We start from the raw sequence: 16,009 nt of genomic DNA, 5'->3' as shown, positions 1-16,009 counted from the left end.
TTAGCTCATACTGCGGCTATTTCTTGCACTAGTACGTAAGGCTGGACGATGAGGGTATTAAATCGCTTAGTGCGTTGGCGTAGCTCGCTGAAAGCATCGCTATTCCATTCTCCTACCTGTACTGTCGTGGGTTTGGTAATCAATTGCTGCTCAATCCACTGTTGCACTGATGGTATGTGATCACTGGCGATCGCTACTCCAACATCCAGCAAGTTTAACTCAGGTGCCACCAAAATTACTGCATCTCGTTGTACATGAGGAATTAGCCACTCCCACTCTGCCTCATCCAAAATTTTTGTTAATTCCGCTCTTAAATCCGACATTATTACTCAATTTGTATTGGCTAAGAAATTATTTTAATTTTACATTAATTACTACTTTTAACAGACGTAATTAATCGCGTCTTCACCTTTTGTACAGACGCGATTCATCGCGTCTCCTAACTAAACTTCAGCTTTCATTTCATCAATTTCAAATAAAGATACAATTACTCCAGCGATGGGAATAGATATAAAAACTCCCAGTAAACCTGCTCCTTTAGCGCCTACTAGTAAAGCAAAGAACACTACTACAGGATTAAGATTCAGTGCATCTTGCATAATTCGAGGCGAAATCAAGTTGTCTTGTATCTGCTGAAGGACAATACAAGCTATCAATACTTTCAATGCTAACCAAACACCTTGAGACAACACAACTAAAGTAACTGTGCTTACTCCTAATGTCGCTCCTATACCAGGAATAATATCAAGAACTCCAACTATCACTGACAAGATTAAAGCAAAAGGGACTTTTAATATTAAAAAGACTAAAAAAGTTGTACTTGTGAGAAATGCACTTAATAACAGCTGACCTCTAAAAAATCCGAGAAAGGAGCGTCTGATTATACTTGTAAATCTATTACGGCGCTGTTTTGGTACTATTTTTATGGTAAAATTCCACAATTTGTCTCCATCTAGCAACATAAAGAAAGCCACAACTGCAATCAATATAAAGGTAAGGAAATTCGTCATAAAGCCTTGTAAAATAGCCAAGCTAGTAACAAGAGTAGATACAGCTTGGTTTCGCAATTGTTCTTGAATGAAACTTAAATTAATCTGCAAATTCTGGCTTCGCAAAAATCCTTCTAGTTCCTCTAATAAAGGTATTAAAGAATTTACAAAGCCAGTTATACTATCAATTAATTGTTGTCCTTGAGATAAAACCGTTAAGCCGACGGTAATTATCACAGTGCCAATAATCACAATGCTGAACAAAAAAACGACAGCGACAGCTACGCCGTGGGGCAAAAAATGCCGCAGCCATTTTACAGGATAGCTGAGTAAAAAAGCCAAAATTGCCGCAAATGTAAAAATAACAATGACCGTTTCAAAGTAAGCTAAAAGTTGTACAATTGCCCAGCCAGAAGCAACTAAAAGCAAAAAGCGGACTAACGCCAGATTATTTAATCGCTCCCAAAAATTTTTGGCTTGCAAGCCGCTCATAATAATTTGTAATTCGTAATTCGTAATTGAGACGCAAAAAAGCTAGTTGTGTAGCGTGAGAAAGTTGCCCACCCTGTAAGATGAATGATTTATTTGTTGGAAGTCCCTTAGTTGATTGTCAGAGTGAATTTATTTTAAGATTAGAGGAACCTAATAGCGATCGCTACCTCCTGAAAGCATATATCTGAGTTTGTGTAACTCATCGTCCTAAATTATGCATCTCGTTAATTACCGTGGCACACTTTTGTGTCAATGCTTCCAATTCCTCTTTATTAGTGGAACTGGGAGCATCAATCAAGTTACCAATTCTCACAGTGATGGGAACTGCGCGAGGTAGGGACGATCCTTTTTCTAAAATCGCCTCAGTACCCCAGACACTTACTGGCAATATTGGGGCTTTTGCTTTCGCCGCCAGCAGCAATGCACCTCTTTTGGGGTCTGTAATTCGACCATCTGGGGTGCGGGTACCTTGCAAAAAAACACCGACAGCCCAACCTTTATCGAGATATTCTAGGGCGGAACGGATGGCAGTGCGATCGGCATTTCCCCGACTCACCGGGTAAGCGCCGTACAATTTAATCGCTTGTGCCAAAATGGGAATATTAAATAACTCTTCCTTAGCCATGTACGCTACTGGACGACGTACACAGTTGGAGACAATCGGCGGGTCAAAGTAACTAGCGTGATTACTCACTACCAGTAGCGCCCCTGATTGGGGGACATTTTCCGTACCATAAATCTGTCCCCGAAAATAGGCGTGAAGTATGGGGCTGACGACCGACCATTTAAAGGTGTGGTAAAGTGCCAGACTGATAAACGGTTCGCGGTTTTTGTCCACAGAAGATAATGCAAATCAAACTGAACTTAGCATAAGCGATCGCCAGTCCCAGAGCAAACTCAACCAAGCTGTAGAAAAGCAAGCTACTGATTTCGACAATTTCAGTTGATACTTAGTGAGCTTTTTTACTACATTCCCTACCTTTTAAAATATGCTTTTAAGGGATTCCAATTAAAAAAATATCCAATATGAATTGTTTCACCCATTTGGGAATACTAGATATGGAAATCGTCAGGATTTAGCAGTATGGTTACTATTCCCGGATATCAAGTTAACGAACAACTTTATAATGGTTCGAGAACCCTAGTTTATCGGGGGTATCGAGAAACTGACTCGTTAAGAGTAGTGATTAAACTGCTGAAAAATCCTTATCCCAGTTTCAGCGAACTCTTATCGTTTCGCAATCAATACACCATTGCCAAAAATCTCAACTCACCCCTAATCATCCAAACCTACAGCTTAGAACCTTACCAAAATAGCTATGCGTTGGTGATGGAAGACTTTGGAGGGATTTCTCTTAAAGAATGGGGAACAGGGTCAAGCCTACGAAATCTCACGGAGTTTTTACAGATAGCGATCGCACTGTGCAATACCTTAGACATACTCTATCATCAGCGCGTTATTCATAAAGACATCAAACCCGCAAATATTCTAATTAATCCCGAAACCAAACAAGTTAAATTAATTGACTTTAATATTGCATCTTTATTACCGCGAGAAACTCAAACGCTTATCAGTGCCAATGTGTTAGAAGGGACACTCGCTTATATTTCTCCAGAACAAACAGGAAGAATGAACCGGGGGATTGACTACCGGACTGATTTTTATTCTTTAGGTGTAACTTTCTACGAATTACTTACAGGAGAGTTACCCTTTCAATCAAATGATCTGATGGAGTTAGTGCATTGTCATATTGCAAAACTTCCACCAAATATGAATAAACCTCACCTGTCTTCGGCACCCTCTCCTTACCAAGGAGAGGGTTGGGGTGAGGTTGATTTGACTATTCCCCAAGTTCTCTGTGATATCGTAATTAAATTGATGGCGAAAAATGCCGAATCCCGCTATCAAAGTGCATTAGGAATTAAATTTGATTTAGAAAATTGTTTAACTCAACTCCAAGAAACTGGTGAAATTAAGAGTTTCCCAATTGCGCGTAGGGATGTGTGCGATCGCTTTATTATCCCTGATAAACTTTATGGACGAGAAACAGAAGTAGAAACCTTACTCCAAGCATTTGAAAGAGTTAGCCTTGGTGCGACAGAAATGATGCTGGTAGCGGGTTTTTCCGGTATTGGTAAAACCGTTGTAGTTAACGAAGTTCATAAACCCATTGTGCGGCAACGAGGTTATTTTATCAAAGGGAAATATGACCAATTTGGGCGCAATATTCCCTTCAGTGCATTTGTGCAAGCCTTCCGAGATTTAATGGGGCAATTATTAACAGAAAGCGATGCTCAAATCCAGCAATTTAAAACCAAGATTTTAGCGGCTGTAGGTGATAATGGACAGGTAATTATTGAAGTCATCCCGGAATTATCAAGAATTATTGGTCAACAACCACCTGCTACAGAATTATCAGGAACTGCGGCACAAAATCGATTTAATTTATTATTCCAGAAATTTACCCAAGTCTTTACCAGTGACAAACATCCATTAGTGATGTTTTTAGATGATTTGCAATGGGCAGATTCGGCATCACTGATTTAATGCAGTTATTAATAGCTGATACAAAGCATCTTTTCTTAATTGGTGCTTATCGTGATAACGAAGTCAACCCAGCACATCCGTTAATGTTGACTTTGAATGATATCCAAAAAACAGCAGCCACGATTAATACGATTAGTTTAGCGCCACTGAGTCAAGGGCAAGTGAATCAATTAGTTGCTGATACGCTGAAGTGTTCAGAAAATTTAGCTTTGCCTCTTTCTCTATTGATATATCATAAAACTCAAGGTAATCCGTTTTTCGCTACACAGTTTCTCAAGGCATTACACCAAGATGGATTAATTGAATTCACCCCTCCAACCCCCCCTTACCAAGGGGAGCCAGTGCGTTGCGGGGGTCTCCCCCATTGTAGCATCTGGGGTGGAGCTACGGGGGGGTGGCAATGTGATATCACCCAAATAAATCAGCAGGCAGTTACAGATGATGTCGTTAAGTTCATGGCATTTCAATTACAAAGACTGCCTCAATCAACTCAAAATGTGTTGCAGTTGGCCGCTTGTATTGGGAATCAATTTGATTTAGCAACTTTGGCAATTGTTTCGGAAGAATCAGAAATTGAAACTGCTGCTAGTTTATGGAAAGCTTTACAAGAAGGATTGATTTTACCCATTAGTGATGTTTATAAATTTTATCAGGATTCGTCATTATTCATTGGTCATTTGTCATTAGAAAATAGCGAACAAAAGACCGTATATTATAAATTTTTACATGACAGAGTGCAACAAGCTGCCTATTCTCTAATTCCTGATAACCAAAAACAAGCAACTCATCTCAAAATTGGACAATTACTTCTAAAAAATTCCTCTTTGATAGAACAAGAGGAAAAACTGTTTGATATTGTCGGGCATTTGAATTTAGGAAAAGAGTTAATTACTCAACCAAGCAATCGCCAAGCATTAGCTCAACTGAATTTGCAAGCTGGAGTGAAGGCGAGAAATTCTACAGCTTACGCCGCAGCCAGGGTTTATTTGCAAAGGGGGATGAAGCTACTGCAAACAAACTGCTGGCAATATCAGTATGAATTGACTTTGAATCTGTATGTTGCAACTGCGGAAATTGCCTATTTGAATGGTGACTTTGAGGGCATGGAACAGCTAGCAGCTATACTTTTGCAGCAAGCACAGACGATTTTGGACAAGGTGAAAATCTACGAAATTCAAATCGCGGCACAGACAGCCCAGAGTCAAATGTTAGGGGCGATCGCGGTTGGCAGAGAGGCTTTAGCCCAATTGGGGGTAGAATTACCGAAAGAAGTAGACGAAGCCACGATTGGCAAAGCCTTACAAGACCTAAACCACCAACTCCAGGGGAGACAAATTGCCGAACTGGTTGATTTACCAGTGATGAGCGAAACCACCGCTCAAGCTGCAATACAACTGTTAGGAATGTTGTTTCCACCAGTGTTGCAGGGAATACCAGGTTTACTGCCCCTGTTGAGCGCGACAATGGTGAAGTTGTCGCTCCAGTTTGGCAATGCACCCGCCTCGACGGCAGGATATGCAATTCATGGCCTGGTGCTGTCTGCATTTTTGGGCAAAGTTGAAACAGGCTACGGATTTGGTAGATTAGCACTCTCGTTGCTGGAACGGTTGAATGCCCAGGGAATGAAACCCATCACTCTAAATCTGTTTGGGGCTTTCATCCAACATCACCAAGAAGCTCTGAGGGCAACGATACCGACGCTAAAAGATGGCTACACCACTGGCATCGAAACAGGCGATTTTCTCTCTGCTGGCTACAGCATTATATCTTACATGAATATTGCGCTTTTTGCAGGTATAGACTTGGACACTTTGGAACCCGAATTTGCCGCTTACAGTGCTACCCTAACTCAGTTGAAACAAGACTCGGCGCGTACTCATTCGGACATAACGCGGCAAGTAGTGCAGCATTTGAGAGAAACGGTGAGCCAACCAGATTGCTTAATTGGTACTATCTACGATGAAACGGTGATGCTGTCAAAGCACCAGCAGAATAACGATTTCACCCTGATAGCCCTTTCCTACATCTACAAACTGATGCTTGCCTACTACTATGGCAATTATCAGGCTGGCCTCGACCACATTACCCAAGGCAAGCCCTATTTGATGGGAGTATCGGGATTGGTTTTTATTCCGATTTTGCATTTCTATGCAGCCCTGACGCACCTGGCACTATTTTCTACCCAGCCAGAAATTGAGCTTTCCGAAATTCTCGCCCAGGTAGAAATCCATCAAACCACTTTGCATCAATGGGCAGAAAATGCTCCGATGAATCATCTGCATAAATGGCATTTAGTTGAGGCTGAAAAACAACGAGTGTTGGGCAATAAAGCAGAAGCACTTGAACATTACGATCGCGCCATCTCCCTCGCTAAAGAAAACGAATACCTTAATGAAGAAGCACTTAGCAACGAACTGACAGCTAAATTTTACCTCGACTGGGGCAAAGAAAAAGTCGCCCAAGCATATATGTACCAAGCATACTACTGCTACGCTCGCTGGGGAGCAAAAGCGAAAGTGGAAGATTTAGAAAAACGCTATCCTCAGCTACTCCAACCCATCCTGCAACAGCAACGAATCAACCTCAACCCCCTAGAAACTATTGCTTTTCGCGGGACTTCCTCTTCCACTCGCACTTCTAGCACTGGCAGCACCAATATTTCCGATGTTCTAGATTTTACCTCAGTTCTCAAAGCAGCTCAAGCTATCTCCAGTTCTCTAGAATTAGATCAACTCATCGCCAGTCTCACGCGTATTATCTTAGAAAACTCTGGCGCGAAAAAATCTGCACTAATTCTTGCCCAAGACGACACTTGGCAAGTACGAGCAATTACCTTTATTGAGCATGAGGAAATACAAACTATCCTCGAAACACAATTACTAGACAATTGTCAAGATATTCCCGTAAACATTATCCATTACGTCAAAAATACCAAGCAAACAGTTATTATAGACAATTGCAAAACAGATATTATTGGTTTAATTGGGGAATATATGTTGTCACATCAACCCCAGAGTGTATTTTGTACTCCGATTATTAATCAAGGGCGTTTGGTAGGGATTCTTTACCTAGAAAATCAACTAACTCAAGGGGTATTTACTAGCGATCGCCTTTCTGTGATAAATTTTCTCTGCACTCAAGCTGCGATTTCTTTGGAAAATGCTCAATTATATGATCATCTCCAGGAGCGAGAAAAGTTTCTCAGTAGTATTTACGAAGGTGTTGGCTGTCTCGTTTTTGTGATTGATATCCGGGATAATGGTAGGTTTGAGTACACAGGATGGAGTAAATCCTGCGAACTAGGGGTTGGTATACTTGCTTCAGAAGTGCTGGGTAAAACTCCCCAAGAATTCATGGCTGCTGATGAAGGTGCAGCAGTGGAGCAAAAATATCTGCATTGTTTCCAAACCGAAATACCTATCACCTATGAAGAATGTCTAACATTTAATGACCAAAAAACTTGGTGGTTAACCACACTCAGTCCATTAAAGGATGAGACGGGCAAAGTTTATCGCCTAGTCGGTACAACTATTAATATTAGTGATCGCAAACAAGCTGAGTCAGCGTTAACAGAAAAATCTCAAGCACTCGGAACAGCCTTAGAAGACTTACAACAAGCGCAATTACAAATTGTTCAGAGTGAGAAAATGTCTGCATTGGGTAATTTAGTTGCAGGGGTAGCCCATGAAATGAATAATCCTTTAGGCTTTATTTCTGCTAGCCTCAAACAAGCTAAACCCACCGTTGCAGATATTGTTGAACACTTGAAACTATATCAACAAAGTTTACAAAATCCCAGTGATCAAATTCTCGCTCATGCTGAAGACATCGACTTAGATTATAGCTTAGAAGACTTACCCAAGGCAATTGATTCAATGGTGATGGCGTGCGATCGCCTCAAAAATATCAGCACCAGTCTCCGCACTTTCTCCCGTGCTGATAAAGATTACAAAGTGCCTTTTAATATCCACGAAGGTATCGACAGTACGATTTTAATTCTCAAACATCGCCTCAAAGCAAACGAACAGCGTCCCGCAATTGAAGTGATTACCAATTATGGCAATTTATCTAAGATTGAGTGTTTTCCTGGACAATTAAATCAGGTATTTATGAATATTCTGGCAAATGCTATTGATGCGCTGGATGAATCAAATACGGGACGGAGTTTTGCAGAAATTAAGGACAATCCCAACCAAATTATAATTAAAATATCCCTGAAAAATGAAGGCGTGAAAATTTCTATTGCTGATAATGCTCAGGGGATGAATGAATCAGTGAAACAAAAGATTTTTGACCACTTATTTACTACAAAATCTGTGGGTAAAGGAACGGGATTAGGATTAGCGATCGCTCGTCAAATTGTCGAAGAAACCCACAGTGGAAAATGAAGTTTTAACTCTGTTTTGGGTGAGGGGACAGAATTTTTTATTGAAATTCCACTGTAAAGTTTTGAAGATTGTTGGTAAACAACTACACTATCCGGGAACACTAAATTTGGAAGTCTTAAACATGAGCGCAGTATGGTTAGCACTAAAGTCAGCATTCCCGGATATCAACTTAACAAAGAACTATACAATGGTTCGAGAACCCTAGTTTATCCAGGGTATCGAGAAACTGACTCGTTAAGAGTAGTGATTAAACTGCTGAAAAATCCTTATCCTAGTTTCAGCGAACTCTTGTCGTTTCGCAATCAGTACACCATTGCCAAAAATCTCAACTCACCTCGCAGCAGAACGGTGTCGAGTATTGGGACAAAATGCAGAGGTCAGTGAACATTACGATCGCGCGATCGCTGGAGCCAAAACAAACGAGTATATTCAAGAAGAAGCGATCGCTAACGAACTAGCAGCGAAGTTCTACCTCCAATGGGGCAAAGAACGCATCGCCAAAGATTATTTGATTCAAGCCTACTATGCTTATTCCCGGTGGGGAGCAAAAGCCAAAGTTACCGATCTAGAACAACGCTATCCCCAATTACTTCAACTCATCCTGCAACAGCAACGACTTAACCTCAACCCTCAAGAAACTCTTGACTTTCATGAGACTTTCTCATCTACTCGCACGAATCCCACTGGCGGCACCAAGATTTCCGACATTTTAGATTTTACCTCTGCCCTGAAAGCGGCTCAAGCTATTTCCAGTTCTCTGGAATTAAATACACTCATCACCAGTCTCACCCGGATTATCTTAGAAAACTCTGGCGCGAGAAAAGTTGTACTGCTGCTTCCCGATGAAGATACTTGGCAAGTACGAGCAATTACTTTTATTACTGATAATCAAATACAAACCATTCTGGAAAAACAGCCACTCGACAATTGTCAAGATATTCCCGTAAAAATTATTAATTACGTCAAAAATACTCAACAAACAGTTGTGATAGACAATTGCAAAACAGATATTCCTGGGGTAACTGGGAAATATATGTTGTCACATCAACCCCAAAGTCTATTCTGTACCCCAATTATTAATCAAGGGCATTTGGTGGGGATTCTGTACCTAGAAAATCAAATGATTCAAGGGGTATTTACTAGCGCTCGCCTCAGCGTGATTAACTTACTGTCTTCCCAAGTAGGAATATCTCTAGAGAATGCTCAACTTTATCAACAAGCTGGGCAAGCACTACAAGACTTACAACAAGCACAGCTGCAAATCGTCCAAAGTGAGAAAATGTCTGCATTGGGTAACTTAGTTGCAGGGGTAGCCCATGAAATGAATAATCCTTTGGGATTTATTTATGCCAGCCTTCAACAAGCTAAACCCAACCTTGCAGATATTGTTAAACACTTAAAACTTTATCAAGAAAGTTTCCCTAATCCAGGTGATGAAATTATCGACCATGCCGAAAAAATCGACTTGGATTATAGCTTAGAAGACTTACCCAAGATTATTGATTCAATGGTCATGGCGTGCGATCGCCTCAAAAATATCAGCACCAGTTTACGTACTTTCTCCCGCGCCGATCAAGATTACAAAGTAAAATTTAACATTCACGAAGGCATTAATAGCACAATTTTAATTTTGAAACATCGTCTCAAGGCGAATCAACAACGCCCTGAGATTGAAGTTGTCACCAACTACGGTAATTTCCCTCAAGTAGAATGTTTTCCTGGTCAATTAAATCAGGTATTTATGAATATTATAGCTAATGCTATTGATGCCTTAGATGAATCTAATCATGGACACTCTTTTCAGGAAAATAAAGCCAATCCTAACTGCATTAAAATTACAACCTCGGTCGAAAATGATTTAGTTAAAATTGCCATTGCTGATAATGGTCAGGGGATGAATGAATCAGTGAAACAAAAGATTTTTGACCACTTATTTACTACTAAAGGTGTGGGTAAAGGGACAGGATTAGGATTAGCGATCGCTCGTCAAATCGTTGAATCAACCCACGGTGGCAAATTGAGTTTTAACTCTGTTTTGGGTGAGGGGACAGAATTTTTTATTGAAATTCCAGTATAATTTTTGCTTTTGTTGTTCAACAACCTCAGATATTTGGGAATACTAAATCTAGAAGTCTTAAGGATTTAGCAGTATGATTACCACTCTTGTCAATATTCCCGGATATCAAGTAGGCGAAGAACTCTACAATGGTTCGAGAACCCTAGTTTATCGTGGTTATCGAGAAACTGACTCCTTAAAAGTAGTGATTAAACTACTGAAAAATCCTTATCCGAGTTTCAGCGAATTGGTGCAGTTTCGCAATCAGTACACCATTGCCAAAAATCTCAACTCACCCCTAATCATCCAAACTTACGGCTTAGAACCTTACCAAAATGGCTATGCGTTGGTGATGGAAGACTTTGGGGGAATTTCTCTTAAAGAATGGGAAATAGGGTCAAGCCTACGAAATATCACGGAGTTTTTACGGGTAGCGATCGCACTATGCAATATCTTAGATATACTATACCGCGAGCAGATTATTCATAAAGACATCAAACCCAGCAATATTTTAATTAATCCCAAAACCAAACAAATAAAATTAATTGATTTTAGTATTGCATCTTTACTACCACGAGAAACTCAAACGCTGATCAGTCCCAATGTGTTAGAAGGGACACTCGCTTATATTTCTCCAGAACAAACTGGAAGGATGAATCGGGGGATTGATTACCGCACAGATTTTTATTCTTTAGGTGTAACTTTTTATGAATTACTAATAGGAAATTTACCCTTTCAATCAAACAATCTGATGGAGATGGTGCATTGTCATATTGCAAAACTTGCCGCTCCTTTGGAGCAATTCCAAATTCCGCAAGTGATTTCAGATATCGTCATGAAATTGATGTCGAAGAATGCTGAAGACAGATATCAGAGTGCATTAGGAATTAAATTTGATTTGGAAAATTGTTTAACTCAACTTCAGTTAACTGGCAGAATTGAGAGTTTTTCAATCGCCCAACAAGATGTGTGCGATCGCTTTATTATCCCCGACAAACTTTATGGACGAGAAACAGAAGTAAAAATTCTACTGCAAGCATTTGAAAGAGTCAGCCTCGGTGCAACAGAAATGATGCTGGTTGCGGGTTTTTCCGGTATTGGTAAAACAGTTGTAGTTAACGAAGTTCATAAACCGATTGTGCGTCAACGCGGTTATTTTATCAAAGGGAAATTTGACCAATTTCAGAAAAATATTCCCTTTTCGGCATTTGTACAAGCGTTTCGGAATTTGATGGGGCAATTGTTAACTCTAAGCGATGCAGAAATTCAACAATGGAAAAGCAAGATTTTAGAGGCTGTAGGTGAGAACGGACAAGTAATTCTTGAAGTAATTCCCGAATTATCAAGAATTATTGGTCAACAATCACCTGCTCCAGAATTATCAGGAAGTGCGGCACAAAATAGATTTAATTTATTGTTCCAAAAGTTTACCCAAGTCTTTACAAGTTTTGAACATCCATTAGTGATATTTTTGGATGATTTGCAATGGGCAGATTCGGCATCGCTGAAATTGCTACAATTGTTGATGGAACAGACAGGACATTTATTAATCTTGGGTGCGTATCGGGATAATGAAGTATCACCGACTCACCCGTTTATCCTAACCGTAGATGAGATCGTCAAAACTGGGGCAGTGGTCAATATCATTACGCTGCAATCGTTAAGTCTAGTTGATCTGAATCAGTTGGTGGCGGATACGTTGAATTGCGATCGCTCCCTGGCTCAACCGTTGACCGAACTGGTATACCAAAAAACCAAGGGTAATCCCTTTTTTGCGACTCAGTTTCTCAAGGCACTCTATGAAGAAGAACAAATTACTTTTGACTGGGAAGCACGGCATTGGCAGTGTGATATTGCTCAAGTCAGAGCTTTAGCGATCACCGATGATGTCGTCGAGTTTATGGCATTGCAATTGCAGAAGTTGCCGACACAAACTCAGGATGTGTTGAAGTTGGCGGCTTGTATTGGAGCAGAGTTTGATTTGACGACATTGGCGATCGTGTCCCAGCAGTTTCCTTTATATACGGCTGCTGCACTGTGGAAAGCATTACAAGAAGGTTTAATTATTCCGAATACGGAAATCTATAAATTTTTTATTCAGTTTGACAGTGCGTCGGTTTCTGATGCAGCAGCTAATCCAACTTATCGCTTTTTGCACGATCGCGTTCAGCAAGCGGCGTATTCCCTGATTCCAGAAGAGCAAAAGCAAATCACCCACCTCAATATTGGACGTTTGCTGCAACAAGCAACCAGTGCGAGTCAACAGGATAAGCAGATTTTTGCGATCGTTAACCACCTCAACAAGGGGATATCTCTGATTGAGGATGAGACGGAGCAACAGGAACTCGTGCAGTTAAACTTGATGGCTGGACAGAAAGCTAAGGGTGCAACGGCTTATGGGGCGGCTTTAAACTATTTCAACACAGGCATTTCTTTGTTGAGGGGCAATTGCTGGCAGAGCCACTACACTCTCGCCCTCGTTCTGTATGAAGGTGCAGCTAATTGTGCTTTCCTGGGCGCTAACTTTGAACAAATGGAGCAGTTCGCAGAAGTTGTACTCACTCATGCCTGCTCTTGGCTTGATCGGGTTAATGTTTACGACACGAAGATTCGGGCTTGCATGGCTCAAAACCAACTTTTAGAAGCGTTGCAGTTGGCGCGGGAAGTACTGGAAACTCTGGGGGTGCATTTGCCAGAACAGCCTACCCCGGCAGACATTGGGCAGGCACTCCAGCATACCCAAATCCAACTCAGCAACAGATCGATGGAATCTTTGCTGTATTTACCGGAAATGACTGCGCCGGATAAAAAAGCCGCAATGATGATTCTGTCCACCATCATGTCGCCTGCTTATCAAGCTGCCCCAAACCTGATGCCCCTGGTAGTCTTTGCCCAGTTCGATCTATCGGTGCAGTACGGAAATGCTCCAGACTCAATTCATGGCTACAGTCTGTATGGGTTAATGTTGATTGCCATATTAGGTGATATTGAAGCAGGCTATTGCTTTGGGCAGCTGGGGATAAACCTCCTGCAACACCTTCACTCACCCAAGCTTGTTGCTACAGCCCTTTTTGACTTTAACTGCTTCTTCAAACACTGGAAAGAACCTGCAAAAACCTGCCAGGCAGGACTACTGCAAGCCTATTCCAGTGGATTAGAAATTGGTAATCTCAATCTTGCAGCACTCAGCCTACTCGTGTATGACTCTAATGCCTATTTCTGTGGACAGGAACTGTCTTCCCTCAAGTTAGTGATGGAAGAACATCGCAAGGTGATGCAGCAACTGCGCCAGCATACCTATCTCCACACGCAAAGTCTTTACCATCAGGTAGTCGTGAATCTGTTGGGGGCGTCAACAGAGCCACATCGGTTGGTTGGTGAATACTGCGATGAGCGTGAAATGATTCAGCTTTACCAGAAAACGGGTGAAGTAACCGCACTGCACCAAGTTTATCGCCATAAGCTGATACTTTGCTACCTGTTCCAAGACTATGAACAAGCATTGGAAAACGCCAATAAAGCAGCCCAGTATTTGGGTGGAACGGCAGGACTGATGGGTGTTCCGGTTTTCCATTTCTACGATGCGCTAGTACAATTAGCGCTTTATCCAGATGCCAGCGAAACAGACCAATCAAGCATTCTAGAACGGGTTGCTACCAACCTGGAAAAACTCAGTGGGTGGGCAGCTTATGCACCGAGTAATCAGGCTCATCGCTGCGCCTTGATTGTCGCAGAACGGTGTCGGGTCTTGGGGGCTAGAGCCGAAGCAATAGAAAACTACGATCGCGCGATCGCCCTTGCCAAGGAACACGAATACCTCAACGAAGAAGCTCTCGCCAACGAACTCGCCACCAAATTCTATCTCGAATGGGGCAAAGAACGCATTGCCAAAGATTATTTGATTGAAGCCTACTATGCTTATTCTCGGTGGGGAGCAAAAGCCAAAGTTACCGATCTAGAACAACGCTATCCCCAATTACTTCAAGTCATCCTGCAACAGCAACGACTCAACCTCAACCCTCAAGAAAATCTTGGCTTTCATGAGACTTTCTCATCTACTCGCACGAATACCACTGGCAGCACTAATATTTCCGACGTTTTAGATTTTACCTCCGCCCTGAAAGCCGCTCAAGCTATTTCCAGTTCTCTGGAATTAGATACACTCATTGCCAGTCTCACCCGGATTATCTTAGAAAACTCTGGTGCCAAAAAAGCTGTACTGCTGCTTCCTCAAGAAAACACTTGGCAAGTCCGAGCAATTACCTTGATTCATCATCAGAAAATACAAACCATACTTGATCCACAATTACTAGATACTTGTCAAGATATTCCTATAAAAATTATCAATTATGTCAAACATACTCAAGAAACCATTGTTATAAATAATTGCCAAACAGATATTCCTGGGGTAATTGAGGAATATATGCTAGAGTATCAACCGAAAAGTATTTTATGCACACCAATTATTAATCAAGGGCATTTGGTAGGGATTCTTTACTTAGAAAATAAACTCACAAGCGAGGTATTTACTAACGAACGTCTGCAAGTTATCAATCTACTTTCTTCCCAAACTGCAATATCCCTAGAGAATGCTCGACTTTATCAACAAGCTGGGCAAGCATTACAAGATTTACAACAGGCACAATTACAAATCGTCCAAAGTGAGAAAATGTCGGCACTGGGTAACTTAGTGGCAGGGGTAGCACATGAAATGAATAATCCTTTAGGATTTATTTATGCCAGCCTTCAACAAGCTAAACCCAGCTTTACGGATATTGTTGAACACTTGAAACTCTATCAATCAAGTCTTCCCAACAAGAGTGATGAAATTATCGACCATGCCAAAGAAATCGACTTGGATTATAGCTTAGAAGATTTACCTAAGATGATTGATTCTATGACAATGGCGTGCGATCGCCTTCACAACATTAGTACTAGTTTAACAACTTTCTCCCGCGCTGATAAAGATTACAAAGTGCCGTTTGATATCCATGAAGGCATTGATAGCACAATTTTAATTCTCAAACATCGTTTGAAAGCAAACGAACAACATCCAGCAATTGAAGTGATAACTGACTATGGCAATTTACCTAAGATTGAGTGTTTTGCTGGACAATTGAATCAGGTATTTATGAATATTCTGGCAAATGCCATTGATGCGCTGGATGAATCAAATACGGGACGGAGTTTTCAGGAAATTAAGTCCAATCCCAATCGAATTACAATTAAAACCTTTCTGGAAAATGAAGGCGTGAAAATTGCTATTGCTGATAACGGTAAGGGGATGAATGAATCAGTGAAACAAAAGATTTTTGACCATTTATTTACTACAAAAGGTGTGGGGAAAGGGACGGGATTAGGATTAGCGATCGCTCGTCAAATCGTTGAAGAAACCCACAATGGCAAATTGAGTTTTAACTCTATTCTGGGTGAGGGTACAAAATTCTTCATTGAAATTCCAGTATAATTTTTGGTTCTTTTTAGTAAATAACTTCAGATATCTGGGAATAATAAATCCAGAAATTGTTAGGATTGA

At 41.0% G+C, this 16,009-nt stretch carries 7 protein-coding genes and 1 pseudogene; 5 read left to right on the top strand and 3 right to left on the bottom strand.

The features are described from left to right. Positions 1–5 precede the first annotated feature (5 nt). From V7K36_RS03135 to V7K36_RS03125, 3 genes are all read right to left on the bottom strand, one after another. Complete coding sequence (locus V7K36_RS03135; protein ID WP_335113116.1) at positions 6–323, bottom strand: DUF2288 domain-containing protein; 318 nt, start codon at positions 321–323, stop codon at positions 6–8. A 120-nt stretch (positions 324–443) separates the two neighbouring features. Next, the gene (locus tag V7K36_RS03130) at positions 444–1,481 is read right to left on the bottom strand and encodes an AI-2E family transporter (RefSeq protein WP_335113114.1); all 1,038 of its coding nucleotides are present in this window, start codon (positions 1,479–1,481) and stop codon (positions 444–446) included. Between the two features lie 199 nt (positions 1,482–1,680). Then, positions 1,681–2,319, bottom strand: coding sequence for a lysophospholipid acyltransferase family protein (locus tag V7K36_RS03125; RefSeq protein ID WP_335113112.1), 639 nt, complete (start codon positions 2,317–2,319; stop codon positions 1,681–1,683). 246 nt (positions 2,320–2,565) lie between these two features. On the opposite strand from V7K36_RS03125, the gene V7K36_RS03120 reads away from it, so the two are divergent. The 5 genes and pseudogenes from V7K36_RS03120 (at position 2,566) to V7K36_RS03100 (ending at position 15,940) form a co-directional block, all read left to right on the top strand. Next, the gene (locus V7K36_RS03120) at positions 2,566–4,029 is read left to right on the top strand and encodes an ATP-binding protein (RefSeq protein ID WP_335113110.1); all 1,464 of its coding nucleotides are present in this window, start codon (positions 2,566–2,568) and stop codon (positions 4,027–4,029) included. Next, on the top strand, positions 4,002–8,417 hold the full coding sequence (locus V7K36_RS03115; protein ID WP_335113108.1) for an ATP-binding protein: 4,416 nt from the start codon (positions 4,002–4,004) through the stop codon (positions 8,415–8,417). Before V7K36_RS03120 ends, V7K36_RS03115 begins: the two co-directional genes overlap by 28 nt. Before the next feature lie 132 nt (positions 8,418–8,549). Then, complete coding sequence (locus V7K36_RS03110; protein WP_335113106.1) at positions 8,550–8,801, top strand: hypothetical protein; 252 nt, start codon at positions 8,550–8,552, stop codon at positions 8,799–8,801. Further along, a pseudogene (locus V7K36_RS03105) lies at positions 8,758–10,494 on the top strand (ATP-binding protein); the annotation flags it as partial. The gene V7K36_RS03110 and the pseudogene V7K36_RS03105, both read left to right, overlap by 44 nt. A 73-nt stretch (positions 10,495–10,567) precedes the next feature. After that, the gene (locus V7K36_RS03100) at positions 10,568–15,940 is read left to right on the top strand and encodes an ATP-binding sensor histidine kinase (RefSeq protein WP_335113104.1); all 5,373 of its coding nucleotides are present in this window, start codon (positions 10,568–10,570) and stop codon (positions 15,938–15,940) included. The last annotated feature ends 69 nt before the right edge of the window (positions 15,941–16,009 follow it).

Source organism: Nostoc sp. (assembly GCF_036919555.1).
In the GTDB taxonomy this organism is placed as follows: Bacteria; Cyanobacteriota; Cyanobacteriia; order Cyanobacteriales; family Nostocaceae; genus Nostoc.
This window is presented reverse-complemented; position numbering and strand designations above follow the sequence as displayed.

Excerpts from the sequence above, each read along its gene's own strand:
- V7K36_RS03100 (WP_335113104.1), top strand. The coding sequence starts at position 10,568 with ATGATTACCACTCTTGTCAATATTCCCGGATATCAAGTAGGCGAAGAA.
- V7K36_RS03120 (WP_335113110.1), top strand. The coding sequence starts at position 2,566 with ATGGTTACTATTCCCGGATATCAAGTTAACGAACAACTTTATAATGGT.
- V7K36_RS03130 (WP_335113114.1), bottom strand. The coding sequence starts at position 1,481 with ATGAGCGGCTTGCAAGCCAAAAATTTTTGGGAGCGATTAAATAATCTG.
- V7K36_RS03110 (WP_335113106.1), top strand. The coding sequence starts at position 8,550 with ATGGTTAGCACTAAAGTCAGCATTCCCGGATATCAACTTAACAAAGAA.
- V7K36_RS03135 (WP_335113116.1), bottom strand. The coding sequence starts at position 323 with ATGTCGGATTTAAGAGCGGAATTAACAAAAATTTTGGATGAGGCAGAG.
- V7K36_RS03115 (WP_335113108.1), top strand. The coding sequence starts at position 4,002 with ATGGGCAGATTCGGCATCACTGATTTAATGCAGTTATTAATAGCTGAT.